Genomic DNA, 25922 nt, shown 5'->3' with positions numbered 1-25922 from the left:
CCAGCCACCCGGCAGCTCCGGCACGCGGAAACGGGCTCGGCACGCGGGAACGGGCGGTTCCGGCGAGCCGGAGCGCGTTCCGCGAGCCGGAGCACGCGGCGGCGCGGCTCAGTGCACGTACTCCAGCAGGTCGATGCCGAGGGTGCGCATGCCCTCGAGGACGGCCAGGCGGTAGCGGAGGCTCGCGTCGTCGAACTGCGTGATGACCGCGTAGGCGACGCCGGCGCGCGGGCCGCGGAGGGCGCCGACCTCGGCGCGGACGCCGGCATCGGTGCCGGTCTTGTTGACCAGGAGCACGCCGTGGTCGGGCTGGCGGTGCGAGAGGGCGTCGAGGCCGAAGGCGGCGGCGACCATCGACTGGTCGGAGTTGAGCGAGAGCCAGCCGATCACGCGCGAGCTGACCGCGGAGTCGACGATCTCGCCGTTCGCGAGGGTCGCCAGCAGCCAGGTCAGCTCGCGGGCCGAGCCGATGGAGAGCTGCGGGGCGTCGTCCGGGCCGCGCTCGTCGCGGACGACGTCGAGCAGGGCCGTGCGCGAGAGGCCGAGCGCCTCGGCCCGCTCGCGGACGGCGTCGAGACCGACGCGGCGGAGGAGGACGTTGGTGGCCAGGTTGTCGCTCGTCGCGCCGACGAGGGCGGCGAGATCGGCGATCGGCATCGACGGGATCTGCAGGTGCTGCCAGATCCCGGTCCCGGTGACGGCGTCGGCGGCCGTGCGGTCGACCAGCCGGAGGTTCTCCTGCGGGTCGGAGGCGAGCCGCGCCGCGACCTCGATCAGCAGCACGATCGTGCCGATGGAGGCGGTGGGCATCGAGACGGAGTCGTCAACGGCGAAGAGGGTGCGCCCGGTGCCGAGGTCGACCGCGCGCGCCGACACCGCGACGCCGTCCAGCGCGAGCCGACCGAGCGCGTCGAAACCGCGCTGGAAGTCGTCGTGGTCGTAGTCGCCCTTGTGCCGACCGCGGCGGGCGCGGCGGCTCTCACGACGGGTCTCGTGCGCGGGGATCACCACGGGGGCGGCTCCTCTCCGGAGTCGGTGGAACGGTCGGTGCGGAGCGGGAGGACCGGAGTCCGCCACTCCACCCGCGGTGCGGGACGGAGGCGGGCGACGGCTACCAGATGGCGACGCGCTCGCTCGGCGCGAGCCAGAGGGCGTCGCCCTCGGTGACGTCGAAGGCGGCGTAGAACTCGTCGAGGTTGCGCACGATCTGGTTGCAGCGGAACTCCGACGGAGCGTGCGGGTCGATCGCGAGGAGGCGGATCGTCTCCTCGTCGCGCGACTTCTGCTGCCAGGCCTGTGCCCAGGAGAGGAAGAAGCGCTGCGCGCCGGTGAGGCCGTCGACGACCGGCGGCTCCTGGCCGTCGAGCGAGAGCAGGTATGCCTTCCACGCGATGCCGAGCCCGCCGAGGTCGCCGATGTTCTCGCCGATGGTGAGCGCGCCGTTGACGTTGTGGCCGGGGGTCGTCGCGGGAGCGAGGGCGTCGTACTGGGCGATCAGGACCTTCGTGCGCTCCTCGAACGCGGCGCGGTCCTCCTCCGTCCACCAGTCGGTGAGGCGGCCGTCGCCGTCGAAGCGCGAGCCCTGGTCGTCGAAGCCGTGGCCGATCTCGTGGCCGATCACCGCGCCGATCGCGCCGTAGTTGGCGGCGGCGTCGCGCGACTCGTCGAAGAAGGGGAACTGCAGGATCGCGGCGGGGAAGACGATCTCGTTGAAGCCGGGGTTGTAGTACGCGTTGATCGTCTGCGGCGTCATGAACCACTCGTCGCGGTCGAGCGGCTTCCCGATCTTGCCGAGCTCGCGGTCGAACTCGAAGGCGGCGACCCGGCGCGCGTTGCCGACCAGGTCGGCGGGATCGATCGACAGCGCGGAGTAGTCGCGCCAGCGGACCGGGTAGCCGATCTTGGGGGTGAACTTGGCGAGCTTCTCCAGCGCGCGCTCGCGGGTGTCCGGGCCCATCCAGTCGAGGTCGACGATCGAGCGGCGGTAGGCCTCGATCAGGTTCGCGACGAGGACGTCCATCGCGGCCTTGGCCGTCTCGGGGAAGTGGCGCTCGACGTAGGTGCGGCCGACCGCCTCCCCGAGCGAGCCCTCGACGAGCGAGACGGCGCGCTTCCAGCGCTCGCGCTTCTGCGGGGTCCCGGTGAGAGTGCGGCCGTAGAAGTCGAAGTTGGCGTCGACGAAGTCGCTGGAGAGGTAGGCCGCGGCGCCGCGGATCACCTGCCAGGACAGCCAGTCGCGCCAGGCGGGGAGGCGGTCGTCGGTCAGCAGCCCGGCGAGGCCCTCGAGGAAGCTCGGCTGGCGCACGACGACCTCGGCGAGCGCCCCCTCCGGAGCGCCCATCGCGGTCAGCCAGACGTCGAGGTCGACGCCCGCGGCGAGCTCGGTGACCTCGGCCCAGGAGCGGAGGTTGTAGGTGGCCTGGCTGTCGCGGCTGCGGACCTTGTCCCAGTGCACGGCGGCGAGGTCGGTCTCGAGCGCGACGATGCGCTCCGCGCGCGCCTCGGGGGCGTCGATGCCGGCGAACCCGAGCATCCGCGCGACGAAGGGCAGGTAGGCCTCGCGGACGGAGGCGAACTCCTCCTCGCGGTAGTAGCTCTCGTCGGGCAGGCCCAGGCCGCCCTGGTTGACGAAGACGAGGTAGCGCTCGGGGTCGCCCGGGTCGTTGTCGACGAAGAGGCCGAAGAGGCCGGGGACGCCCGCCAGCTCGAAGGCGCCGACGGCCTGCAGCAGCCCGGCGATCGAGTCGACGCGCTGCACGGCGGCGAGGTCGTCGGCGAGCGGGGCGGCGCCGAGCTCCTCGGCGCGCTCCTCGTCGAGGAAGGAGGTGTAGAGGTCGCCGAACATGCGCGCCTCGGAGCCGCGCTCGGCCGACTGCGCCTCGACGATGATGTCGCGGACCGCCTTCTCCGCCTCCTCCTGGAGCACGTGGAAGGAGCCGTATCGCGCCTTGTCGCTCGGGATCTCGGTGCGGTCGATCCACAGGCCGTTGACGTGGCGGTAGAGGTCGTCCTGCGGACGCGTCGCGGGGTCGAGTTCGGGGAGGTCGATACCGGAGCGAGGCGTCGTCGAGGTCATGGCGGTAAGCCTACGTCGGGGCTCGGACACCCGGGCCCGGGGGCGCGGCGTCGGCTCGTGATGCCGTGCGGGAACCGCTCGGTGCCGACGCGGGGCGACGGAGCGTGGACGCGCCGCAGGCCCGCGGGTAGGGTCGTCTCATAACCACCCGGATGTCTCGACTACCGGGCGCGGCCCCCGACTCGTCGGGGGCCTGCTTCGTTCCCGGGGTCGAACCGGGCGCTGGACCGGTGCTCGGACCGTGGTGCTCAGACCGTGGTGCTCGGACCGTGGTGCTCAGACCCAGCGTCGAGGCCGATGGACGATCCGTCCCGCTGCGTCCTCCAGCGAGTCGGGGAACTGCGACGATGCCAGCGTTCCCGCACGGATCTGGCGGACGGTCTCGAGTCCGATGGAGGCGAACGCCTTGTTGTAGCGGTCGCCGGCGACCGAGACCAGCGCCAGGGAACGGCCGCGCGCGGCGAGCATCCGCATCGGCGGAACGAGGTCGGAGTCGTTCGTGACGACCGCGAACGAGTCCGCCGCGCCGTCGAAGGCGTCGACGAGCAGGTGCGACGCGAGTGCGACGTCGGTGCCCTTCTCCTCGGGACGCTTCACCCGGACGGTGACGACGCGGCCCGACGGATCGAGCACCTCCGGGTGCAGGGGCAGGTACTGGCGGTTGAAGAGGAAGGTGCCCTCGACGATCTCGACCGAGGTCGTGCGGAGGGCGCGCCAGTACACCTGCTGCCGCTGACCGATGCCCGGGTCGTTCGTCAGCGGTTTCAGTGCGGCAGTGAAGTACTTGACTCCGACGACCGTCCGATGGGGGAAGAGCCTCCGCGCCATCGCTTCGAGGTCGAGCCACTTGAATGCCGGGTGTCGACGCTGGAGCAGCGCTTTGTAGAGCGCGAATCCGTCGACGTAGACGAGGACGGTTCGGCGCGAGCGCATCCGGCGAGAGTAACGAGCCGGCAGCGCTCGGATGACGGATGGCGCGGGGTGTGGTTCATCCACGCCTCCGGACGCGGAGGGGCCCCGCACGCGCGGCGAGCGGTCGAGGCCACGATCCCGAGCAGGAACCGCGAGCCGGAGATCAGGGGGCCGATACCTCCGGCACGCGGAAACGGTCTCGGCACGCGGGAAACGGCCGATTCCACGAGCCGGAGCCGACATCACGAGCCGGACGTCAGGTGGCGATACCTCCGGCACGCAGAAACGACTCCGGCACGCGGGAAACGGCCGATTCCGCGAGCCGGAGCCGATAATGCGAGCCGGACGTCAGGCTGCGGTACCTCCGGCACGCGGAAACGGCTCCGGCACACGGGAAACGGCCGATTCCGCGTGCCGGAGAGGGAATCGCGAGCCGGAGGTGCAGCCCGCGCCGCGGGTCAGCGGGCGAGCTGCTCCTCGACGTAGGTGCGGATTGGGGTGGTGGGGCGGCCGATCAGGCGGGCGAGGGAGCCGTCGGTCTCGCCGAGGAGGCCGTCGGCGATGTTCGCGTCGAGGCCGACGAGGAAGCCGACGCCGCCCTCGGGCACGCCGGCGTCGGTGAGGAGGCGGGCGTGCTCGGCGGAGTCGACGTGCGTGATCGCGGCGTCGCGGCCGGCGACCTCGGCGACGAGTGCGGCGAGCTCGTCGAAGCTCCAGGCGGTGTCGCCCGAGAGCTCGTGCACGGTCCCGACGAGGGAGGCGTCGAGCAGCGCGACGGCGGCGGCCTCGGCGTAGTCGGCGCGGGCGGCGCTGGAGACGCGGCCGTCGCCGGCGCTGGAGAGGGTGCTGCCGGTCGAGGCGAGCTCGGCGACGGTCTGCTCGTAGTTCTCGTTGTACCAGCCGTTGCGGAGGATCACGGCGGGGAGGCCCGCGGCGGCGATCGCCTCCTCCGTCGCCTTGTGCTCGGGGGCCAGGATCAGCGGGCTCGTCGTCGCCTTCGGCGCGCTCGTGTAGACCAGGCGCGCGCCGGCGCGGGCGGCGGCCTCGATCGCGGCGGTGTGCTGCGCGACGCGCTTGCCCACCTCGGAGCCCGAGACGAGCAGCACGGCCTCGGCGCCGGAGAAGGCGGCGTCGAGCGAGGCCGGGTCCTCGAAGTCGGCGACGGCGGTGCGGACGCCGAGGTCCGCGGCGAGCGCCTCGAGCTTGGCGGAGTCGCGGCCGGTGGCGACGATGTCGGTGGCGGCGGTGCCGCGGGCGAGCAGGTGCTCGACGGCGAGACGGCCGAGGTGGCCGGTGGCTCCGGTGACGACGAGGGTCATGGGGGTGGTCCTTCCGTTCGGGAGACGGCGGGTGGGGCGCCGTCGGAGAAGGGAACCGGCACCCCGCGCGGAAGCTTCCCGGAATGCAGTACCCACTATTTCGTTAGTACCTGCATGACCCTCATCACCAGCCCCCTCCTCACCGGCGACGTCTACTCCGCCGACTGCCCGAGCCGCGAGGTCTTCGGGCACGTGACGAGCAAGTGGGGCGTGCTCGTCCTCGCCGCCCTGGCCGAGCGCGGCCTGCGCTGGGGCGAGCTGCGGCGCCGGATCGGCGGGATCAGCGAGAAGATGCTGGCGCAGACCCTCCGCACCCTCGAGCAGGACGGCTTCGTGCACCGCGAGGCGCACGCCGTGATCCCGCCGCGCGTCGACTACGCACTGACGCCGCTGGGGGCCGAGCTGGCGGAGCGGCTGCTGCCCGTCGTCGAGTGGATCGCGGGGAACGTCGGGGCCGTCCTCGAGGCCCGTGCGGCCCTCCGGAGCGACGAAGGATAGCCTCACCTTCTTGTGAGAACGTTCATGTTCCGTTCAGGGAGAGGCCTCCGCTGAGCGGCGTGCGCGTCCCCTCGCCCTGGTCGACTCGGTCGCACTGCTGCCGATCGAAGGACACCGCATGACCGACACCGCCCGTCGCCCGCTCCTCCTCCCCATGGCGGGGCACGTGCGCGGGAAGCGCAGCCCCGTCACCTGCGCCCTGAAGTGCGCCAACGCGTGCTCGACCGCCACCTGCAACACCTCGCACAACAGCTCGTTCCGCGACATCGTCGCGCGCCAGATCTCGCGCCGCAGCGCCCTCGGCCTCGGCCTCGCCGGCGCGGTCACCGTCGCCGTCGCCTCGGCCGGGAGCGCCCCCACCGCGGAGGCCGCCGTCGCCGCGGCCGGCTCGCCGCTCGCCTTCACGCCGATCGCCCCGGTGCCGTACACGGTCGACGAGTTCACCGTCCCCGAGGGCTTCGCCTGGCAGCCGATCATCCGCTGGGGCGACCCGCTCTTCGCGGACAGCCCCGCCTTCGACATCCAGAACCAGACGGCGGCGGCCCAGGCCGCGCAGTTCGGCTACAACAACGACTACACCGACATCGTCGAGATCCCCGGCTCGAAGCGCCTGCGCGCCCTCCTGGTCGTGAACCACGAGTACACGAACGAGTCGATCATGTTCCCGGCCGCCCAGCTGGAGGCGGAGCCCGAGCGCGTGCGCGCCGTCGGCCGCGCCGCGCACGGCCTCAGCGTGGTCGAGCTGGTCCGCACCGCCGTCGACCGCCCCTGGGCCTACGTCCGCGGCGGCGAGCACAACCGCCGCTACCTCCTGGACACCCCCTACGAGGTGACCGGCGCCGCCGCGGGCTCCGCGCTGCTGAAGACGGCCGCGGACCCCGAGGGCCGCACCGTGCTCGGCACGCTCGGCAACTGCTCCGGCGGCACCACGCCGTGGGGCACGATCCTCTCGGGCGAGGAGAACTTCAACGGCTACTTCCGCGCCACCGCGACGAGCGACGCCGAGAAGCGCTACGGCCTCGCCGACGCCGAGACCGCGCGCCTCTGGGAGCTCGACGACCCCCGCTTCGACGCCCGCACGCCCGGCTACGAGAACGAGCCGAACCGCTTCGGCTGGATCGTCGAGTTCGACCCGTTCGAGCCGGAGTCCACCCCGAAGAAGCACACGGCGCTCGGCCGCCTGAAGCACGAGGGCGCGAACGTCATCGTCGCCCCCGACGGCCGCGTGGTCGCCTACCAGGGCGACGACGAGCGCTTCGACTACCTCTACAAGTTCGTCTCGAGGAAGCGCTACATCGAGGGCGACCGCGCGCACAACAAGACGCTGCTGGAGGAGGGCGACCTCTTCGTCGCGAGCTTCACCGGCGACTCCCCCGTCGCCGAGATCACCGGGACCGGCGCCGTCCCCTCCGACGGCGGCTTCGACGGCATCGGCGCCTGGCTGCCCCTGGTCGTCGACGGGGCGTCGATGATCGCCGGCATGAGCGTCGAGGAGGTGCTCGTGCACACCCGCATGGCCGCCGACATCGCCGGCGCGACTAAGATGGACCGCTGCGAGGACGTGCAGCCGAGCCTGGTCAGCGGCCGGATCTACGTGGCCTGCACCAACAACTCCAACCGCGGCACCGAGGGCAAGGAGGGGCCGACCGAGATCAACCCGCGCTCGGAGAACCGCGACGGCCACATCGTCGAGATCATCGAGGACGGCGGCGACCAGACCGGCCGCACCTTCACCTGGAACCTGCTGATGCTGTGCGGCGACGTCGCGCAGGGCGACACCGTCTACTTCTCCGGATTCCCGGCGGACCAGGTCTCGCCGATCTCCTGCCCCGACAACCTCGCCTTCGACTCGGTCGGGAACCTCTGGATCTCGACCGACGGCGCCCCGAGCGGCATCGGCTACAACGACGGTCTGTTCAAGGTGGCGCTCGAGGGCGCCGACCGCGGCCGGGTGGAGCAGTTCCTCTCGGTCCCGCGCGACGCCGAGACCTGCGGGCCGATCGTGCACGACCAGGACCAGCACGTCTTCGTGGCCGTGCAGCACCCGGGCGAGGAGGGCACCTTCGAGGCGCCGACCTCGTACTTCCCGGACTTCGCGGCCGCCGGAGCCCTCGCGGCCGGTGCCGTCGCGGCGCCGCGCCCGGCGATCGTGCAGATCCTGCCGGCGTCGCAGCTCGTCGCGCCGACGGCGACGCCCACCGCCGGGCCGACCACGGCGCCGACGGCGACCCCGACGGCCGGGCCGACCTCGGTGCCGACCGCCGGGCCTACCGCCGGGCCGACCGCGGCTCCGACCGCCGGGCCCACGGCGGTGCCGACGGCCGGGCCGACTGCTGTCCCGACCGTCGCGCCGACCGGGACGCCTGTCCCCCTGCCCGTGGGCGGGAGCGGCGGCGGACTCGCGTCGACCGGTGTCGAGAGCGTCGGCCTCATCGGCGGCGCCGCCGCGCTGCTCACCGCGGGCGCCGCGGCGCTCGGCCTCGCGCGTCGCCGCGCGGCCGAGCCGGACGCCGAGCCGGACGCCTGATCGGACGGGGGCGGCTGTTCGCCGGCCGCCCCCGCCCGTCCTGCCGCCGGTCCTGCCCTGCACCTTCCTCCGCCATCTTCCGCGGGACCTTCCGCCACGTCTCCTGGACCCCGTCCCGGAGACGCGCGTTCGTTGTGCAGGCGATCGGACGCCCGCCGGCCGACTCCCTGCGGCGGAAGGGGCTTTCCGTGGACCAGGCACCTGCAGAACGGACGGACACCTGCAAATCGGACCAGCACCTGCACAACGGACAGGCACCTGCAGAACGGACGGGCACCTGCAGAACAGACCAGCACCTGCAGAACGGACGGGGACGTGCAGGACGGCGGGGCCTGGGCGGGTGCGCTAGGTTGAGCGCGATGTCGACCCTCCGCAGCCGCGAATCCGCGGTCATCGTCGCTGTGCAGCGCTCGCCCCTGGCCCGGCCGATGCGACCCGTCGCCCGGTGGCTCAGCTTCTTCGGCGAGCACGCCGCGGGGTGGCTGCTGCTCGGCGTGGTGGGCGCGTTCGCCGATCCGTCGCGGTTCTGGGCGTGGGCGCTCTGCGACGTCGCGATCGTGGTGGCGCACGGGCTGTCGATCGTGATCAAGCGCGTGGTGCGGCGGCCGCGGCCGCTCGGCGCGGGCGTCCAGGTGCTCGGGACAGCGCCGAGCAAGCTCAGCTTCCCGAGCTCGCACGCCTCCTCGACCACCGCCGCCGCGATCGTCTTCGCGGTGATGCTGCCGGCGCTCTGGCCGGTCGCCGTCGTCGTGGTGCTGGTGATGCTGCTGTCGCGGCTCGTGCTCGGGATGCACTTCCCGACGGACGTGCTCGCGGGCGCCGCCCTCGGCACCCTCGCGGCGTCGGCCGCACTGCCGTTCCTGCCGCTGCTGTCGTCCTAGCGTCCGGGCGCGGGCGCCTTCGGGCCCGCCGTCGTCCGCTGGGTGGATCTCGATACGCCCTCTGCGAGAACTACTCGATCAGCATGGAGCGCGCGGGTTCCTCGACCAGCATGGATCGTCCGCTCCTGCTCATGCTGGTCGAGTAGCCCCGCAGGGGCGTATCGAGACCCACCCGGCTAATGCTGGTCGAGTAGCCCCGCAGGGGCGTATCGAGACCGACCCTGCCCATGCTGGTCGAGCAGCCCGCAGGGCGCATCGTGACCCACCCGTCCCGAGGGCGCTCTGCGTCGTCGGAGGGAGCCCCTCCGCTCCGCGGGTTCAGAGCAGGCGGCGGGCCGAGGCCCAGGCGGTCAGCTCGTAGCGGGAGGAGAGCTGGAGCTTGCGCAGCACGGCGGAGACGTGGGACTCGACGGTCTTGACCGAGATGAAGAGCTCGGCGGCCGCCTCCTTGTAGGCGTAGCCGCGGGCGATGAGGCGCATCACCTCGCGCTCGCGGGCCGAGAGGCGGTCGAGCTCGTCCACCGACTCGGCCTGCTCGCCGGAGAGGGCGCCGAACGCGTCGAGGACGAAGCCGGCCAGGCGCGGCGAGAAGACCGCGTCGCCGCCGGCCACCGCGACCACCGCCCGGCTGACCTCGGCGCCGGAGCTCGCCTTGGTGATGTAGCCGCGCGCCCCGGCGCGGATGACGCCGACCACGTCCTCCGCCGCGTCCGAGACGCTGAGGGCCAGGAAGCGCACGGCGTCGAGGTGCGCGGCGCTGCGCCGCAGGACCTCGGCACCGCCGCCGCCCGCGCCGCCGGGCAGGTGCACGTCGAGCAGCACGACGTCGGGCCGCTCCGCCGCGACCAGCGCCACGGCGGAGTCGACGTCGGCCGCCTCGCCGACCACGTCGAGCTCGGGGGCCAGGTCGGCGCGGAGGCCGGAGCGGAAGATGGAGTGGTCGTCGACCAGCACGACGCGGATCACCGCTCGGCTCCCGCCGGCAGGCGCAGGTGGACCTCGGTGCCCGAGCCGCCCGCGCCGGGCCGGACCGTCGCGCTGCCGCCCGCGCGCGCCATCCGCCCGACGATCGACTCGCGGATGCCGAGGCGGTCGCCGGGGAGCGCGCCGAGGTCGACGCCGGGGCCGCGGTCGCGGACGAAGACGTCGACGCCGTCGGCCGACGACTCGACGTAGACCGAGATCTCGCCGCCCGCGTGCCGAGCGGCGTTCAGCATCGCCTCGCGGGTCGCGGCGAGCACGGGGGCGGCGCCCGGGACGGACGCCCCCACCGCGACCACCTCGAGCTGCGCCGGGTAGTCGAGCTCGATCGCGGCGGCGATGGCACGGATCTCGGCCGCGAGGTCGTTCGCGACCGGCACGTCGCGCTCGAACAGCCAGTCGCGCAGCTCGCGCTCCTGCGCGCGCGCGATGCGGGCGACCTCGCTCGACGCTCCGGCCCGGTTCTGGATGAGGGCCAGGGTCTGCAGCACCGAGTCGTGCAGGTGCGCGGCGATCTCGGCGCGCTGCTCCTCGCGCACCCGCGCCGCCCGCTCGCCCATCAGCTCGGTCCAGAGCGTGACGACCCGGGGCGCAGCGAGCACACCCGCGGCGACCAGCAGGACTCCGACGGCCAGGACCGCGTTGACCGCGCTCGGGCGGGCGCTCAGCACGGCGGCCCCGGCGACGACGAGGACGGCGCAGGAGGCGAGGCGCACCAGGGACGACGATCGGGCCGACCGCCCGGCGTCGGCGCGGTCGAGGCCCAGGCTCCAGGCGACGGCGCCGCCCGAGAGCAGCGCGACGGCGGCGAGCGCCCGGGTGACGTCGACGTCGACTCCCCCGCGCAGCGCCACGACGACCGCGAGCGCCGCGACGGCGGCCCCGGCGACCAGCACGGCGGCGACCGGGACCGTGCGGCGGACCCCGGTCGCCTCCGCACCGGAGGGCGAGCCGGGGGCGGCGTCGCGCAACGGGACGAGCGCCCAGAGCCAGAGATACAGGAGTGCGCCGCCGCCGCCCAGCAGCGTCGCGAGGACGGTGAGGAACCGGACCACCCCGACGCCGAGGCCGAGGTGCTCGGCGAGCGCCGCGCACACCCCGCCGAGGACGACCCGGCGCGGGCGGCGCAGCGGCGGTCGGCTCAGCGGCGGCCGGCCCGACGGGGCTCGGCTCGCGGCCGGCCGTCGCAGCGGCGGCGTGCTCGGGAGGGTGGGTGTGCTCACCCCTGCATCCAAACAGGTCGTCGGGGTCGTCGGGGCCGGAGTCGGGGTCGGATCAGGGGTTCCCCCGATGGTCGGCGGCTGTGGAGGAGCGTCACACTCGAGCCATGACAGCAGCGAGCATGACCCCGCCGGATCCGGCGCAGGAGGCGACGGCGCAGGAGGCGACGGCCGGCGATCCGCCGGCGCCCGACCCGACGGCGTCCGGAACCGGCGACCCCGGACACGACGGCACGGACCCCGGCGGCCCCGGCGCCCCCGGCACGACCGGCCCCGGCACCCCCGGCACCGCCCCCACCTCCGACAACCGCTTCCTCCTCTGGCTGCGCTCGCTCGATCTGGCCCGCCGGCCCGGCTGGGTCGGCGGCGTCTGCTCCGGCATCGCCGATCGCCTCGGCATCGATCCGCTGATCGTGCGCGGCGTCTTCGTCGTCGTCGCCGTCCTGGGCGGCCCGGCCTTCCTCTTCTACGCCGCCGCCTGGCTGCTGCTGCCCGACGAGGACGGCGTGCTGCCGGTCGAGGAGCTGCTCGCCGGCCGCCTGACCCGCGTGCACGCCGGCATCGGCGCCCTGGTGCTCGCCTCGATGCTGCCGGTCGCGCAGGGCTTCTGGTCGCTCGGCGGCGCGTACACCGGAGCGACGCCCTGGGCGCCCGCGACCGGCCGCGCCCTCTGGACCGTCGTCGTCCTGGCGCTGATCGTCGTCTTCGTGGTCTGGATCGCCCGCCGCTCCGGCCGCACCGATGCGACGACCCCGCCGTACGGCACTCCTCCCGGGCCCGGCGCCTCGACCGCCGACCACCCCGCGCCGACCGGCGAGCCGGTGGGCACCGCTCCCCTCCTCCCGCCGCAGCGCCCCGCCGAGGCGCGCCCGAGCGCCCCGGAGGACGTCGCGCAGTGGCGCGAGCGCCAGGACGAGTGGAAGGCCGAGCGCGAGGCGTTCCGCGCCCAGCAGACCGCGACCGCCCGCGAGACCGCCCGGGTGCGAGCGGAGGAGTCGCGCCGTCAGGCGGCCCTGATCACCGCTGCCCGGCTCGAGCGGCGGCGCCTGCACCGCGAGGCGAACCCGCGGCTGCGGCCCAGCGCGACCCTGCTCGTCCTCGGCCTGGCCGCCGTCACCGGCGCGATCGCCTCCCTCACCGCCACCGGCTCGACCGCCGTGGTCGTCGGCTTCGCCGTCGCGACCCTCGTGCTCGCCCTGGCGATCGTCGTCGCGGGACTGCTCCGCCGGCGCGCGGCCCTGCTGATCGCCGTCTCGGTGATCACGGTGCTGACCGCCGCCACCGCGTCGCTCCTGCCGCCCGACCGGCAGCTGCTGCCGTCCCTCAGCTCGTACGGCCTCTCGAGCGCGACGCCGGGCCGCTACGCGATGGCGGCGGGGGACGTGCAGATCACGATCGACCCGTCCCTGGGGGAACCGGGCGGGGTGATCGACGTCTGGCAGGGCGCCGGGACCGTCACCGTCGTCCCGCTGGAGAGCGCGGCCGTCCGCCTCGAGGCGTCCACCGCGAACGGCTACTACTGGCTCACCACCGCCTTCGCCGACGGCGACGTGGGGTCCGACCCGGAGGACGTCGTCTACAGCCGCGACGGAGCGTCCTGGACGCAGACCTTCGGCGACCCGGACGCGGAGCCGTTCGTCGTCCGGATCGCGCAGGGCCGCGGCGGGGTCACCGTCTACGACCGCTCCGCCGAAGGCACGCCAAGCGGCACCGCGCTCGACCCGGACGGCACCGCGCCCGACCAGGACGGCACCGCCACGGCCGAGCCGACTCCCGGAGCGACGCCCGCCGACCCGCAGGCCGGCACCGACCCCGGCGGCAGCACCGAGACCGGCACCACCACCCCGACCGACAGCACCACCCCGACGGAGGCAGGACGATGACCGCGCAGAGCACCACCGCCACGCAGACCAGCACCGCCACCGCCACCACGAGGCGCCCGAGGATCCGCTCCGGCGCGATCGTCTGGGGCCTCGTCCAGACCGCCGTCGCGATCCTCCTGCTGCTCGTCGCGGCGGACCAGGGCGTGCGGACCGCCGTCGTCGACTGGCTGCTCGCCCTCGGACCGGCCGGAGCCGCGGCGATCGCCGTCGCCGCGCTCGGCACCATCGCCCTCCTGATCGGCCTCGTCCGCCTGCTCGACCGGCGCTGACCCCGATCCGCGGCGCACAGCATCAGCCAGGAGCACTCCTCATCGCCCCTCAGCGATGAGACCGCCTCCTGGCTGATGCTGTGCACGGCGCCGCCCCGCACCGCCGCGAAACGGCGCGGAGCGACTCCCCCGCCCACCCGCAACCCCCTGCCCCGAGGCCGGACGCGAGCGCAGACTCGGAGTCCGGCCTCGTCCGCGTGCGCGGGCCCCGCCCGCCCGGACCGGCTCCTCCCCCACCCCGAATCGAGTTCGCCGATGCCCCACGCCGCCCGCAGGACGCTCTGATGGAGCTCGGCATCGCCGTCGTCGTCGGCGTCGCGGTCCTCGTCGGCGTCGCCGCGTTCGCCCGCCGCCTCGGTGTCGCCGCGCCCATCGCGCTGGTGCTCGCGGGCGTCGGGCTCTCCTTCCTCCCCGGAGTCCCCGAGGTCGTCGTGCCGCACGAGTGGGTGCTCGACGGCGTGCTGCCGCCGCTGCTCTACGCGGCCGCGATCAGCGTGCCGTTCGTCGACTTCCGCCGGAACATCGCCACAATCAGCGGCCTCTCGGTGGTGCTCGTCCTCATCTCGGCCGCCGGGATCGGCGCGCTCCTCTTCCTCCTGCTGCCCGAGCTGGGCCTGCCGCTCGCCATCGCGGTCGGCGCGATCATCAGCCCGCCCGACGCCGTGGCCGCCACCAGCGTCGGCCGCCGGCTCGGCCTGCCGCCGCGACTGCTCACCCTGCTCGAGGGCGAGGGGCTGATCAACGACGCGACCGCGCTCGTCCTCCTCCGCTCCGCCCTGGCCGCCGCGGCCGGCACCCTCGCGACGCCGTGGGCGGCCATCGGCGACTTCCTCTACGCCGTCGTCGTCGCGGTGGTCGTCGGCCTCGTCGCCAGCATCGTCACCGTCTTCGTCCGCTCGCGCCTCGAGGACCCGGTGCTCAACACCGTCGTCTCCTTCGTCGTGCCGTTCGTCGCGTTCATCCCCTCCGAGAGCCTGGGCGCCTCGGGCGTGCTCGCGGTCGTCGTCGCCGGACTGCACACCGGGCACGCCTCCTCCCGCGCCTTCACCGCGCAGTCGCGCGTCAACGACCGGATCAACTGGCGCACCGTGCAGTTCCTGCTCGAGAACGGCGTGTTCCTCCTGATCGGCCTCGAGATCCGCAGCCTGATCCAGGACGCCGACAGCGCCGCCCTGACGATCCCCGCGGCGGTCGGCATCGGCCTGATCGCGACCGCCGGCCTGATCGTCGTCCGCTTCGCCTGGGTCGGCCCGGTCCTCCTCGGCGAGCGCTGGCAGACCCGCCGGGCCGAGCGGCGGGCGCGCGAGCAGAAGGAGCTCCTCGAGTCGGACGGCGTCGACCTGCCCCGCGAGGAGCTCGGCCGCGCCAAGCGCCGCTACCAGCTGCGCCGCTCCGACTACCGCCACTTCAGCACCAACAGCATCGGCTGGCGCGGCGGCCTGGTGCTCGGCTGGTCGGGCATGCGCGGCGTGGTCACCCTCGCCGCCGCGCAGTCGCTGCCCGAGGACATCCCGTACCGCCCGCAGCTGGTGCTGATCGCCTTCACCGTCGCGGTGTCGACGCTGCTGATCCAGGGCAGCACACTGCCCCTGCTGATCCGGGCGACCGGGATCCGCGGGGTCGACGTGCCGGAGGACCAGCGCGAGCTCGCGGGCCTGCTCGACGAGATCACCGAGAAGGGGCTGTCCGTCCTCGAGCGGCCGGGCGACGTCGTGGAGGGCGTCGACGACGTCGATCCCGACGTGCTCGAGCGGGTGCGGCAGACCTCGTTCCTCCGCTCCGAGGCGGCCTGGGAGCGGGCGCGCGGCACCCGGCGCGACGCGGCCGACACTCCGCACCGCCTCTACCGGGCGCTGCGGCTGGCGGTCGTCACCGCCGAGCGCGAGGCCCTGCTCGACGCGCGGTCGCGGCGGGCGTATCCGCAGCGGATCCTCGGCCAGGCGCAGGCGCTGCTCGATCTCGAGGAGACCCGCCTCCGGCTGCGGCGCGGCTCGACCTCGTAGCGGCGGCAGCGGCTCAGGAGCTCCAGGATCGTCAGCCCGTGCTCCAGGATCGTCAGCCCGTGGTCGTCCGCGTCATGATCGCGACGACGAACAGCGCCGCCCAGAGCGCCCCGCAGATCAGCAGCCGCAGATTGCCGAGCACGATGTCCTCCGGCGCCGACGCCCGGCCCCGCTCGATGTCGAGTGCGTAGAGGAACAGCGCGGCGCCGAACGGCACGACCGACGCCATCGACCAGAGCGAGTTCTCGCCGTTGATGAACAGCGCCCAGAGCGCGTAGGAGATCATCGTCAGCGACGCGGCGACCGACCAGATGAAGCGCAGGTAGCCCGGCGTGTAGACCTTGAGCGTCGAGCGGGTGTGGCTCTCCTCTTTCCCCTCGCTCTGCAGCTTCTCGGAGTAGCGCTTGCCCGCGACCATGAACAGCGAGCCCGACGACACGGCGAGCAGGAACCACTGCGTGAGCGGGATGTCCGCGATGGCCGCGCCCGAGATGGCGCGGAGGACGAAGCCGCCCGCCACGATCAGGATGTCGATCACCGGCTCGTGCTTCAGCCAGATGCAGTACGAGATCTGCATCACCAGGTAGGCCGCGAGGGTCGCCGCGAACCAGGTGAAGCCGAGCAGGAGGGTGACCAGCACCGGCACGATCATCAGCACGAACGCGGCCGGCCAGGCGACCTTCAGCGGCAGCGCGCCGGAGGCGATCGCGCGGAAGCGCTTCTTCGGGTGCACGCGGTCCGACTCGACGTCGAGCAGGTCGTTCAGCAGGTAGCCGCCGGAGGAGGCGAGGCTGAACGCGATCACGCCGACGACGGTCGCGACGAGGATCTCGGGCTCGAGGATCCGGGAGGCGGAGATCGGTGCGGCGAGAACGAGGACGTTCTTCAGCCACTGGCGCGGACGCATGGCGGCGACGAGCGCGCGGGCGGTGTTCACGACGTCTCCCTCTCGGAGAACGGGGCCGGGGGCGGCCGGGTTTGACGGGTCTGGGTGGCGCGGGGCCAACCTACAATCGGGGGGGAAAGCGCTCTATCCGACCGGATCCGCAGCGCCCACGACCGGAGCTCCACGGAGGGAAGCGCATGCGGACGGCCGCGCTGTACGTCGTCTTCGCGATCCTTGCAACGGCGGTGAATCTGGGCACCCAGATGCTCGTCGAGCTCGCGATGAGCGGGGAGTGGGCGACCGTCGTCGCCGTGCTCGCGGGCACCCTGACGGGGGTGATCACCAAGTACGTCCTGGACAAGCGCTGGATCTTCCGGCACGAGACGATGAATGCGGCGCACGGGCTGAAGACGTTCTTCCTCTACGGCGTGATGAGCGGCGTGACGACCCTGATCTTCTGGGGCTTCGAGTTCGGCTTCGACGCCCTCTTCGGCACCGACGTCGCCCGCTACACCGGCGCCGTGATCGGCCTGGCCATCGGCTACGTCGCCAAGTACCACCTCGACAAGAACGTCACGTTCTCCGGCCCGCGTGAGGAGCCCGCATGACCACCCCCGTGTCCTCCTGGGGACTGCTCTCGCGCGACGAGCACCGCGTCACCCGGATCACGAGCATCGAGCAGGCGCAGGCCGCTCTGGCCGCGGGCGACAGCGGCATCGCCTACGGGGTCGGTCGCAGCTACGGCGACGTGGCCCTGAACGGCGGCGGCCGGATCTGGGACTTCAGCGGCTTCGACCGCCTGCTCGCCTTCGACGAGGAGACCGGCGTGCTGCGGGCCGAGCCGGGCGTGCTGCTGCGCGACGTGCAGGCCGTCTTCGCGCCGCGCGGCTGGATGCTCGCCGTCACCCCCGGCACGCGGAACGTGACCCTCGGCGGCGCGATCGCGAACGACGTGCACGGCAAGAACCACGCCTCGGTCGGCACGTTCGGCCGGCACGTGCGCTCCTTCACGCTCCTGCGCAGCGACGGCTCGTCCTCGCGCTGCACCCCGACTGAGAACATCGAGCTCTTCGAGGCGACGATCGGCGGCCTCGGGCTCACCGGGCTGATCGTCGAGGTCGAGCTGGCCCTCGCCCGCGTCCCCGGGCCGTGGCTCCTCAGCGAGGACGTGCCCTTCCAGACCCTCGACGGGTACCTCGACCTCGTGCACGAGTCGATGGACGTCTTCGAGCACACGGTCGCGTGGATCGACGTGACCACGGACGGCGGGCGCCGCGGCGTCTACTCCCGCGCCGACAGCACGGCCGCCCCGGAGCTGCCGGAGACGCGACCGGGCTCGCTGAAGGTGCCGTTCGCCTTCCCGCTGTCGGTGGTCAACCGCGCGACGCTGCCGCTGCTCAACCGCGCCTACTACCGACTGAAGGCGACCCGCGCCCGCCGCTCGGTGCAGCACTACGAGCAGTTCTCGTACCCGCTCGACGCGATCGACGGCTGGAACACCATGTACGGCCCGCGCGGCTTCTACCAGTACCAGAGCACGGTGCCGTGGGAGGGAGCGCTCGAGACGACCCGCGAGATGCTCGCGCTGATCGCCGCCTCGGGCACCGGCTCCTTCCTCGGCGTGCTGAAGACCTTCGGCGATCTGGAGTCGCCGGGGCTGCTGAGCTTCCCGGCGCCGGGGGTCTGCTTCGCGCTCGACTTCCCGAACACCCCCGCCGCGCCGGCGCTGTTCGAGCGCCTCGACGCGCTGGTGCTGGCCGCGGGCGGGCGGCTGTACGCCGCCAAGGACGCGCGCATGTCGCGCGAGATGTTCGAGGCCGGCTATCCGCGCCTCGCAGAATTCGCCCTCCAGCGCGACCCGGGGATCTCCTCCGGCTTCTCGCGCCGAGTCCTCGGGAGCTGACATGAGCACGGGAACCCCCTCGAAGATCGTCGTCGTCGGAGCCACCTCCGCCATCGCCGAGCACACGCTGCGGCTGTGGCTGGGCACGGGCGCGCGCTCGGCGCTGCTGGTCGGCCGCGACGCCGCCCGGCTGGAGGCGCTGGCGACGGATCTGCGCGTCCGCTTCCCCGCCGCCGCGCTGTCGGTCGCCGCGACCGACCTGACCGACCCCGCCGCGATCTCCTCGGTCGTCGCGACCTCGCTCGAGGGCGGCGCCCCCGACACCGTGCTGATCGCCCACGGCGCGATGACGACGCAGGACGAGGCGTCCGCCGACCTCGCCGTCGCCCGCGACGTCCTCGTCGTCACCGGCGTCTCGGTGGCCCTCTGGATGGAGGCGTACGCGAACGCGCTGACCTCCGGCAGCATCGGGGTCATCGGCTCCGTCGCCGGCGACCGCGGCCGGAAGACCAACTACGTCTACGGCTCCGCGAAGGGCCTCGTCGAGCGCTTCGCCGAGGGCCTGCAGCACCGCCTGGCCGGCTCGCGGCTGTCCGTCGTGCTGATCAAGCCCGGCCCGACCGACACCCCGATGACCGCGTCGCTCAAGCAGACCGGAGCCTCGCTGGCCCCGGTCGACTCCGTCGCGAAGGACGTCGCCGCCGCGATGGCCGCGGGCCGCGCGGTCGCCTACGCCCCGGCCAAGTGGCGCGTCATCATGACGGTCATCCGCCTGCTGCCGCGGCCCATCTTCACCAAGCTCAACATCTGACGCCGCCGGGTCTCGATACGCCCCTCCGGGGCTGCTCGACCAGCATGGGCCGCGACCGGGTCGGGGCTGCTCGACCAGCATGGAGCGCCGAGGCGCCCGCCCTGCTGATGCAGCACCCCGGCGAAGCGGGCGCCCCCTCGAGCTGGTCCAGCACCCCTCCCAGCGGGCCCCCATTCATGCTGATCGAGTAGCCCGCGCAGCGGGCGTATCGAGATCCACCACCGTCAGGCCCGGGCCGATCGGAGCGAAGCGCTGTTATACATCGGCCCGATGTATAACGCCGAGCAGCCCGCGAGGCCGGAGGTGGAGCCACCCCCGAATCACCACCGGACGGGGGACTCGCAAGGGGGTCCGCTCGGAACCGCCGCGATCTACGCTCGGCGCATGCCCCTCCGCATCGCCGCGAGTGCCTCCGCCACCGTCCCGCGCGCCGCCGCGCCGAGTGCCCGGCAGCGCGCCGCGGCCGAGCTGCTCGGGCACGTCGTCGTGGCCCTGGCGATCGGATCCGCGCTGCTGCTCGTGGCATCGGCGAGCGTCGCGGGGCTGCCGTTCCTGCCCGGCCCGCACCGCGTGCCGCCGTTCGAGGCCTGGTCGCTGATGCGCACCTCCGCGACGGTGCAGATCGGCGCCGCCGTGCTCGCGGCCGGCCTCGCCGCCCTCGCCCGCGCGGGCGGCTGCCGCGTCCGCGCCGACCGCTGGTGCCTCGTCGCGGCCCTCAGCGCCGCCGCCGGCGCCGTGCTCCTGGCGGCCCCGCCGCTCTGAACCGCAGACGCCGCGGCTCATGCTGATCGAGTAGCCCGCGCAGCGGGCGTATCGAGATCCACGTCGATCGGAGGTGGGTCTCGATACGCCCCTGCGGGGCTACTCGACCAGCATGGACGGGGACCCCTGCGGGGCTACTCGACCAGCATGGGGCGGGGCACCTCAGGCCACCGCGGATCCCCCTACGCCGGCGCGCCGATCGTCGAGTCCTCGTAGTCCTCCGTGAGGCCGTGGGGCGTCTTCTCCCACTTGTGCGGGCTGAAGACGATCTGCCAGGCCGCACGCCACGCGGAGATGGAGTGCAGCACCCAGTACACGGGGTTCAGGATCGCGAACGCCGCGACCCGCCAGTTGTAGCGCTTCCACGCCGCGATCCCCGACACCACGATCATCAGCGTGTTCGAGAACAGCATGTTCGTCGTCCCCGCCACGATCAGCCACTCCGGCAGGTCGAGCCCCAGGAACTGCACGCCGATGTACGTGATCACCGTGAAGCCCAGCACCAGCGGATAGAGGAGGAACGCGACCGGCGTCCCCATGATCAGCGCCACGAGGCTCAGCGACCCCAGCACCCCGTTCACCTTGAACCAGCGGATCGGGTGCCGCGTGTTCACGCCCGCGGTCATCATGTAGCCCTTGATCCAGCGGGTGCGCTGCTTGATCCACGCGGGGACCTCGGCGCACGCCTCCTCCCAGGTGTTGGAGTCGACGACGCCCACCCGGTAGCCGTGCGCGGCCACGCGCAGGCCGAGGTCCGCGTCCTCCGTCACGTTGTACGGGTCCCACGCGCCGAGCTCGCGCAGCACGCGGGTCTCGAAGTGGTTCGAGGTGCCGCCGAGCGGGATCGGCAGGTGCGACTGGTCGAGCCCCGGCAGCATCGCGCCGAACCAGTGCGCGTACTCGACCGCGAACATCCGGGTCAGCACGTTGTAGTCGGCGTTGAAGTAGCTCAGCGCGCCCTGCAGGCAGACCAGCTGCTTCTGCTCCGGATCCACGTGCTCGCGCTCGAACGCGTCCTCGCGGAAGAGCCGCACGCACTTGCGCAGCTGGTCCGGGTCGGGCCGGTCCTCCGCGTCGTAGATCACGACGAACTCGCCGCGGGCGAAGCTCAGCCCGTAGTTGCAGGCGCGCGGCTTCGTCTGCGGCCCGCCCGGGGGCACGATCACCATCCGCACGTACTCCGGCGGGCTCATCCGGCGCACCGCCGAGATCGTCTCGTCGTCGTCCGCCTCGAGCAGCACCAGCACCTCGAGCTTGGCCTTCGGGTAGTCGAGGGCGCCGATGTTCACCAGCAGCTTGCTGATGATGTTGGCCTCTTTGTAGGCGGGGATGAGGATCGTGTAGATCGGCAGCTCGTCGTCCGTCATCCGCGGCGGCGACACGTCGAGGCCGCGACGGCCGCGCTCGATCGCCACCTCCTCCTCCCACGCCCGCACCGAGCTCTGGTTGAGCGGCGCGCGCAGGCCCGCGAGCGCTTTGAAGCCGATGTTCATCAGGAAGAGCAGGTTCGCCGAGGCGAGCACGATCACGAAGGTCAGGCTCGGCGCCAGCACCGCCCCGACGACCACGATCGCGGCGACCACGAGCGGAGTGATCACCTGCCAGCGGCGCAGCCCCGACTTCGCCGACTCGTCGCCGCTCTGCACCGCGAGCGAGTCGGCGGCACCGAAGAGCAGCGCGGCCCGGCAGGCGCTCTCGACGGCCTGGAAGACGTCCCAGTCGGTCGTGGTGCGCACGGTCACGACGTCGACCTCGAGCATTTCCCGCGCCTCGGCGAGCATCTCCTCGGTCGGCGGGACGGAGGTGGCGATCACGCCGGTCCCGTCGGGCAGCACCCGCCAGGGCAGCCAGCCCGCGCCGACCAGGCTGGAGGCGCCGATGCGGGCGAGCAGGTCCGCTCCCGGCGGCTCCTCGACCAGGTCGATCATCGGCGCGTCCCACTGCTCCGCCAGCGCCGCGTACATCTCGCGCCGGGTGACGGCGCCGTCGATGATCAGGTGCCGACCGAGCAGGCCGCCCTCGCGCGACTGCCGGCGCAGGGCCTCGTCGAGCTGCTCGGTCGTGATCAGACCGCGGGCGAGGAGGATCTCGCCCACGCGGGCCGTGGTGGTCGCCATGCTCAGCCTCCGAGCCGCTCGTAGATGACGTAGATCCCCTGCGCGAACACCGGGCGGTAGCGGGTGTCGAAGGAGGAGTCGCGCGTGATCGCGTCGTAGACGAGGTCGGCGACACCGGTCTCGCTGAGCTCGGGGGCGTCCGCGGTGGTCACGAAGACCCACTTCGCGTGGGTGTACGGAGCGGCGAGCGCCTCGTCGAAGAGCTCGCCGGCCGAGCGGTTGTAGTACTCGGACAGCGGCACGCCGATCTCGGGCAGCAGCGCGTTGCCGGCCGCGCTCTCGTCGATCAGGATGCCGCCGCCGTCGTAGTTCTCGCTGAGGAAGCGGGCCGCGGCGGTCGCCCCCGACGCCTCCTTGATCGACACGTAGCCGGTCGCCTCCGCGATCACCGCGTTGCGGTCGAGGTCCTGCGCCCACCAGGCGGTCTGCGCGCCGAGCAGCACCAGCACGAGGCCCAGCGCGCCCGCGCCGACCCGGGGCACCCGCCGCAGCGCGTCGACCAGTACCGCGCCGAGCACCGCGAGGAACGGCAGCACCGACAGCGCGTAGCGGTTGTTCCACCAGTTCGTCGGCAGGGTCTGGTCGTTGTTCATGTGCGTCTGGCCGAGGTAGAGGCTCAGCAGCGAGAAGGCGTAGGAGACGATCATCAGCCAGATCACCAGCGCGTCGTCCGAGATCCCGCGCCGCCAGGCCAGCACCAGGGCGCCGGCGATCCCGAGCGCGACCGTCAGCAGGCCGGAGGTCTCCAGGACCGCCCAGTTGTACGACCACAGCGTCAGGCCCGCGTTGCCCTGGTAGGCGAGCAGCCCCGCGTCGGCGACCGCCTTCTGCAGGTTCGCGGCCGAGTACTGGCCGTTCATGAACTCCAGCGGGTTGCTGTAGACGGCGAAGTTGTAGACCAGCCACCAGACGATCGCGATCAGCGGCAGGATCCCGAACGCGCTCGCCATCTTGATCGCGTAGACGAACGACCGCTTCTTCCGCCACGCGACGATCAGCACCACGAGGGTGCCGCCGAAGACGAGCACCCAGCCCTCGTAGCGCGACAGCGTCGCGGCCGCGGCGGGCAGGCCGGAGAAGACCATCATCTCGCCGGCGCTGAGGTTGCGCCGGCTGGTCACCCAGTGCGCCAGCCCGGAGAAGCAGCCGACCATCGTGACGATCAGCACCGGCTCCGTCATCGCCGTCGAGAACGCGTAGAGCACCCCGGGGTTCGCCAGCACGAGGAGCACCGCGGTGACGCGGCCGGCGCGCAGGTGGCCGACGCGCGCCGAGATCCGGTAGACGCCGCAGGCCGTGCCGGCGAGGCAGATCATCCCGAGCAGCCCGGCCGCCCAGCCCGTGTGCCAGAGCCAGAGCGACTGCACGAACGGGATGAGGATCAGGCTCGGCACCGGCAGCCAGACCGTGCCGAGCTGCGTGAAGCCGGGCGCCTTCGAGTCGAAGATGCGCCGCGAGATCGAGAGGTGGCTCTGGGTGTCGGCGTAGGCGAGATTGATCCCGGAGGAGGTGGTCACCAGGCAGGCCGCGAAGCCGACCAGGAGCGAGACCACCAGGATCACGACGGTGCCCGGCACCTGGCGGCCGGTGACGGGCCGGCCGAGGCGGTCCCACGCCTCGCGCCACCACGGGTGGCGGGCGGGCGCGCCGGCCACCGGCGGCGGGGCGGCGATCGTGCTGGTCATGCGCTCGGTCAGTCGGTCGAGGAGTGGCGTGCGCCGGGCTGCTCGCCCGTCGCGGCGGGTGCGGCCGGCGCGGAGTCGGCGGCGGGATCAGCGGCGGAGTCGGCGGCGGGATCAGCGGCGGAGTCGGCGGCGGGATCGCCCGCCGCCCGCTCCTGCGCGTCGACGTACGCGGCGACCTTGCGCGAGCGGCGGCGGCGCGCCAGCCAGCCGAGCAGGATCAGCAGGCCGATCACCACGACCGCGATGACGAACCAGATCGCGTAGGAGGAGTAGTCGTCCTTCACCTCGTCCTGCGGCGTGATCTCGTTGCTGTCGATCGCGACCGGGTCGCTCTCCGCCGATCCCGAGACCGCGAGGTTGCCGGACAGCGAGGTCCAGCCCTCCTCGGCGGCCCAGCCGGCGATCGAGGACTGCAGCGCGGAGGACGCCGTGGCCTCGCCGTCCGCGCTCCAGCCGCCGAGCAGCACGATGTCGCGGCCGTCGGTGGTGAAGGCCTCGAGGGCCGCGTACGGCGCCTCGGTCCCGACGCCGTAGCTCAGGCGCGCGGCGTCGATCGCGGTGAAGGGGGCGAGGCGGAGCGGGGTCCGCAGCGCCTCGGCCTCGTCGGTCCCCGCGCCGACGACGATGCCGGAGCGGTCCGAGTCGACGAACTCGTCGACGCCGACGACCGAGACGGCGAGAGGGTCGGCGTCGACGCGCTGCAGCGCCGTCACGAGGTCGCCCGCGCTGCGCAGGGCGTCGGCACCGGTCGCCGAAGCGCCGAACGCCACGGCGAGCTCGCCGCCGAACGCCTGCGGGAAGCGGCCGAAGCCGGGCTCCGCCGACTCGCCGCGGACGCCGGTCACGGTCGAGCCCGCGCCGTCGACGAAGAACTCGATCGGCACGGAGTCGGCCGAGCCGACGCAGGCGCCGTCGCTCTCGCGCACGGCCGAGAGCGTCACCGAGAGACCGTTCGAGGCGCTGAGCTGCCCGGTCGGCACCTCGAGCCGCATGTCCACGGCCGTCTCCTCGCCCAGCACGGACGAGCCGATCAGGAAGTCGTTCCAGTACACGTTGGCGGTCGCCGTGATCCCCTCGGGGACGGCGGAGTGCGTGCCCACCAGGTCGACCGCGACGCTCGAGACCGGCCCGCCGAAGGCCGACTGCGTGATCGTCGTGTAGCTCGCGGCCGAGCCGGTGCTGCCGCCGAGAGCGATCCGGTCCGTGCCGAAGTCGGCCAGCGAGTGCTCGAGCGAGCTCGACGGGACGACCTTCTGCGCGAGGCCGGTGGTCGTCGCGCTCGAGGCGAGGCCGGCGTACTCGCTGCCGAGGGCGGCCCCGGCGGCGGCGAGATCCGCCTCGGCGCCGGTGAGCGTCAGCTCCGGCACGCCGTCGACGGCGCCGATCGCGGTGACCACGTCGCCCTCGCCCGCGGCGAAGCGGACGATGCGGCCCTGCGCGGCGTCGAGCGCCGGGCGTCCGTCGGTCGCGCTCTCCTCCGACACCGTGATTGCGGTCCCGGCGGAGTAGCGGGAGGCGAGCGAGGCGGCCGCGGACAGCCCGGCCGCGCGGAGGGAGTCGTCGGCGCCGTCGGGCACGACGATCGAGACGGCGGTGACCGCGTCCGGGAAGAAGTCGCCGACGGTGGTCGGCGCGGCGGGGGTGCCGTCGACGAGGACGCCCAGGTCCGAGACGGTCAGCGCGTCGGCGTCGACCTCGCAGAGTCCGCCGGTCGCGCCGTCGGAGCCGCTCAGCCGGAAGCCGACCGCGAGCACGCCGTCGACCACGTCGGAGGCCTGGACCGGTGCGTCGAACGAGGTCGCCGTGGCGGCGTCGAGCGTCTGCACCACGCGACCCGACACGATGACCGCGAGCTCGCCGGTCAGCGGCTCGAGCGGGGCGAGCGAGCCGATCACGCGGGTCGGCGAGACGCCGTCGGCGACCGCGACGGTGAGGAACTGCGGCTCGGCCCCGGGGGCGATCGAGACGACGGCGTCGCTGGCGAGGCCCTGGACGACGCCGCCGGTCACCGGGTCGACGAGGTCGGCCGCGGCGGCGGGGGTCGCGGCACCGAGGGCGAGGCCGAGGCAGAGCACCGGTGCGAGCACCGGGACGAGGGCGCGACGGAGGAGGGAGGAGGAGGCCATCAGGCGGGTTCCGATCGGCATACGGGAGCCCGGCGGGTCCGGCGCTCGAGGATGGAGAGTGGAACGGTCGTGCACGAAAGCTCGGCGGAGAACCGCGGAAGTGCGGGGGAAACGCCCCGTTCT

General features: G+C 73.3%; 19 protein-coding genes and 1 pseudogene. 10 read left to right on the top strand and 10 right to left on the bottom strand.

Annotated elements, in window-relative coordinates; genetic code table 11:
• Window positions 1-108: 108 nt before the first annotated feature.
• The 4 genes from HQQ82_RS14615 to HQQ82_RS14600 form a co-directional block, all read right to left on the bottom strand.
• Window positions 109-1011 carry a serine hydrolase gene (locus HQQ82_RS14615; RefSeq protein ID WP_173234443.1) on the bottom strand — a complete coding sequence of 301 codons (903 nt, stop codon included), beginning with the start codon at window positions 1009-1011 and terminating at the stop codon, window positions 109-111.
• Between the two features lie 100 nt (window positions 1012-1111).
• Window positions 1112-3076, bottom strand: coding sequence for a M13 family metallopeptidase (locus tag HQQ82_RS14610; RefSeq protein ID WP_173234441.1), 1965 nt, complete (start codon window positions 3074-3076; stop codon window positions 1112-1114).
• 276 nt (window positions 3077-3352) lie between these two features.
• Window positions 3353-4009 (bottom strand): NYN domain-containing protein, encoded by a 657-nt coding sequence (locus tag HQQ82_RS14605; RefSeq protein WP_173234439.1) that lies wholly within the window; start codon window positions 4007-4009, stop codon window positions 3353-3355.
• Between the two features lie 437 nt (window positions 4010-4446).
• Complete coding sequence (locus HQQ82_RS14600; protein WP_173234437.1) at window positions 4447-5307, bottom strand: NAD(P)H-binding protein; 861 nt, start codon at window positions 5305-5307, stop codon at window positions 4447-4449.
• 114 nt (window positions 5308-5421) lie between these two features.
• Here HQQ82_RS14600 and HQQ82_RS14595 point away from each other — a divergent pair, with 114 nt between their 5' ends.
• From HQQ82_RS14595 to HQQ82_RS14585, 3 genes and pseudogenes are all read left to right on the top strand, one after another.
• Entirely contained in the window at window positions 5422-5805 is a 384-nt protein-coding gene (locus tag HQQ82_RS14595; RefSeq protein WP_173234435.1) for a helix-turn-helix domain-containing protein, read from the top strand.
• A 118-nt stretch (window positions 5806-5923) separates the two neighbouring features.
• Window positions 5924-7963 (top strand): annotated as a pseudogene (locus HQQ82_RS14590) (PhoX family phosphatase); the annotation flags it as partial.
• A 728-nt stretch (window positions 7964-8691) separates the two neighbouring features.
• Window positions 8692-9213 (top strand): phosphatase PAP2 family protein, encoded by a 522-nt coding sequence (locus HQQ82_RS14585; protein ID WP_173234431.1) that lies wholly within the window; start codon window positions 8692-8694, stop codon window positions 9211-9213.
• A gap of 318 nt (window positions 9214-9531) precedes the next feature.
• Here HQQ82_RS14585 and HQQ82_RS14580 read toward each other — a convergent pair whose 3' ends face one another.
• Both HQQ82_RS14580 and HQQ82_RS14575 read right to left on the bottom strand, forming a co-directional pair.
• Window positions 9532-10179: a response regulator transcription factor gene (locus HQQ82_RS14580; RefSeq protein WP_173234428.1), complete on the bottom strand. Its 648-nt coding sequence runs from the start codon at window positions 10177-10179 to the stop codon at window positions 9532-9534.
• A complete protein-coding gene (locus HQQ82_RS14575; protein WP_367947949.1) occupies window positions 10176-11417 on the bottom strand; it encodes a PspC domain-containing protein in 1242 nt (413 codons plus the stop codon). The genes HQQ82_RS14580 and HQQ82_RS14575 overlap by 4 nt, the downstream gene beginning before the upstream one ends.
• Window positions 11418-11521: 104 nt before the next feature.
• Here HQQ82_RS14575 and HQQ82_RS14570 point away from each other — a divergent pair, with 104 nt between their 5' ends.
• From HQQ82_RS14570 to HQQ82_RS14560, 3 genes are all read left to right on the top strand, one after another.
• Window positions 11522-13297 (top strand): PspC domain-containing protein, encoded by a 1776-nt coding sequence (locus tag HQQ82_RS14570; RefSeq protein WP_173234426.1) that lies wholly within the window; start codon window positions 11522-11524, stop codon window positions 13295-13297.
• Complete coding sequence (locus HQQ82_RS14565) at window positions 13294-13566, top strand: hypothetical protein (RefSeq protein WP_173234424.1); 273 nt, start codon at window positions 13294-13296, stop codon at window positions 13564-13566. Before HQQ82_RS14570 ends, HQQ82_RS14565 begins: the two co-directional genes overlap by 4 nt.
• A 284-nt stretch (window positions 13567-13850) precedes the next feature.
• Entirely contained in the window at window positions 13851-15569 is a 1719-nt protein-coding gene (locus HQQ82_RS14560) for a sodium:proton antiporter (RefSeq protein ID WP_173234422.1), read from the top strand.
• 52 nt (window positions 15570-15621) lie between these two features.
• Here the strand turns inward: HQQ82_RS14560 and HQQ82_RS14555 are convergent, their stop codons facing one another.
• Window positions 15622-16506, bottom strand: a complete 885-nt coding sequence (locus HQQ82_RS14555) for a decaprenyl-phosphate phosphoribosyltransferase (protein WP_173234420.1) — start codon at window positions 16504-16506, stop codon at window positions 15622-15624.
• A 146-nt stretch (window positions 16507-16652) separates the two neighbouring features.
• Between HQQ82_RS14555 and HQQ82_RS14550 the strand changes: the two genes are divergently transcribed.
• From HQQ82_RS14550 to HQQ82_RS14535, 4 genes are all read left to right on the top strand, one after another.
• The gene (locus HQQ82_RS14550; protein WP_173234417.1) at window positions 16653-17063 is read left to right on the top strand and encodes a GtrA family protein; all 411 of its coding nucleotides are present in this window, start codon (window positions 16653-16655) and stop codon (window positions 17061-17063) included.
• On the top strand, window positions 17060-18358 hold the full coding sequence (locus HQQ82_RS14545; protein WP_173234415.1) for an FAD-binding oxidoreductase: 1299 nt from the start codon (window positions 17060-17062) through the stop codon (window positions 18356-18358). Before HQQ82_RS14550 ends, HQQ82_RS14545 begins: the two co-directional genes overlap by 4 nt.
• A 1-nt stretch (window position 18359) precedes the next feature.
• Entirely contained in the window at window positions 18360-19109 is a 750-nt protein-coding gene (locus HQQ82_RS14540) for an SDR family NAD(P)-dependent oxidoreductase (RefSeq protein ID WP_173234413.1), read from the top strand.
• A gap of 384 nt (window positions 19110-19493) precedes the next feature.
• Window positions 19494-19871 (top strand): hypothetical protein, encoded by a 378-nt coding sequence (locus tag HQQ82_RS14535; RefSeq protein ID WP_173234411.1) that lies wholly within the window; start codon window positions 19494-19496, stop codon window positions 19869-19871.
• 182 nt (window positions 19872-20053) lie between these two features.
• On the opposite strand, the gene HQQ82_RS14530 is transcribed toward HQQ82_RS14535, so the two are convergent.
• From HQQ82_RS14530 to HQQ82_RS14520, 3 genes are read right to left on the bottom strand one after another with little or no spacing between them, the layout of a single operon-like run.
• Window positions 20054-21988 carry a glycosyltransferase gene (locus HQQ82_RS14530; protein WP_173234409.1) on the bottom strand — a complete coding sequence of 645 codons (1935 nt, stop codon included), beginning with the start codon at window positions 21986-21988 and terminating at the stop codon, window positions 20054-20056.
• A gap of 2 nt (window positions 21989-21990) precedes the next feature.
• Complete coding sequence (locus tag HQQ82_RS14525) at window positions 21991-23673, bottom strand: glycosyltransferase family 39 protein (RefSeq protein ID WP_173234407.1); 1683 nt, start codon at window positions 23671-23673, stop codon at window positions 21991-21993.
• A gap of 8 nt (window positions 23674-23681) precedes the next feature.
• Complete coding sequence (locus HQQ82_RS14520; protein WP_173234405.1) at window positions 23682-25799, bottom strand: hypothetical protein; 2118 nt, start codon at window positions 25797-25799, stop codon at window positions 23682-23684.
• Window positions 25800-25922 lie beyond the last annotated feature (123 nt).

Origin of the sequence: Rathayibacter sp. VKM Ac-2856 (assembly GCF_013205055.1) — a bacterium.
Lineage (GTDB): Bacteria > Actinomycetota > Actinomycetes > Actinomycetales > Microbacteriaceae > Rathayibacter.
This window is presented reverse-complemented; position numbering and strand designations above follow the sequence as displayed.

Coding starts and splice junctions, on each gene's coding strand:
- HQQ82_RS14610 (WP_173234441.1), bottom strand. CDS start 3,076: ATGACCTCGACGACGCCTCGCTCCGGTATCGACCTCCCCGAACTCGAC.
- HQQ82_RS14605 (WP_173234439.1), bottom strand. CDS start 4,009: ATGCGCTCGCGCCGAACCGTCCTCGTCTACGTCGACGGATTCGCGCTC.
- HQQ82_RS14600 (WP_173234437.1), bottom strand. CDS start 5,307: ATGACCCTCGTCGTCACCGGAGCCACCGGCCACCTCGGCCGTCTCGCC.
- HQQ82_RS14595 (WP_173234435.1), top strand. CDS start 5,422: ATGACCCTCATCACCAGCCCCCTCCTCACCGGCGACGTCTACTCCGCC.
- HQQ82_RS14585 (WP_173234431.1), top strand. CDS start 8,692: ATGTCGACCCTCCGCAGCCGCGAATCCGCGGTCATCGTCGCTGTGCAG.
- HQQ82_RS14570 (WP_173234426.1), top strand. CDS start 11,522: ATGACAGCAGCGAGCATGACCCCGCCGGATCCGGCGCAGGAGGCGACG.
- HQQ82_RS14565 (WP_173234424.1), top strand. CDS start 13,294: ATGACCGCGCAGAGCACCACCGCCACGCAGACCAGCACCGCCACCGCC.
- HQQ82_RS14560 (WP_173234422.1), top strand. CDS start 13,851: ATGGAGCTCGGCATCGCCGTCGTCGTCGGCGTCGCGGTCCTCGTCGGC.
- HQQ82_RS14550 (WP_173234417.1), top strand. CDS start 16,653: ATGCGGACGGCCGCGCTGTACGTCGTCTTCGCGATCCTTGCAACGGCG.
- HQQ82_RS14545 (WP_173234415.1), top strand. CDS start 17,060: ATGACCACCCCCGTGTCCTCCTGGGGACTGCTCTCGCGCGACGAGCAC.
- HQQ82_RS14540 (WP_173234413.1), top strand. CDS start 18,360: ATGAGCACGGGAACCCCCTCGAAGATCGTCGTCGTCGGAGCCACCTCC.
- HQQ82_RS14535 (WP_173234411.1), top strand. CDS start 19,494: ATGCCCCTCCGCATCGCCGCGAGTGCCTCCGCCACCGTCCCGCGCGCC.
- HQQ82_RS14530 (WP_173234409.1), bottom strand. CDS start 21,988: ATGGCGACCACCACGGCCCGCGTGGGCGAGATCCTCCTCGCCCGCGGT.
- HQQ82_RS14525 (WP_173234407.1), bottom strand. CDS start 23,673: ATGACCAGCACGATCGCCGCCCCGCCGCCGGTGGCCGGCGCGCCCGCC.
- HQQ82_RS14520 (WP_173234405.1), bottom strand. CDS start 25,799: ATGGCCTCCTCCTCCCTCCTCCGTCGCGCCCTCGTCCCGGTGCTCGCA.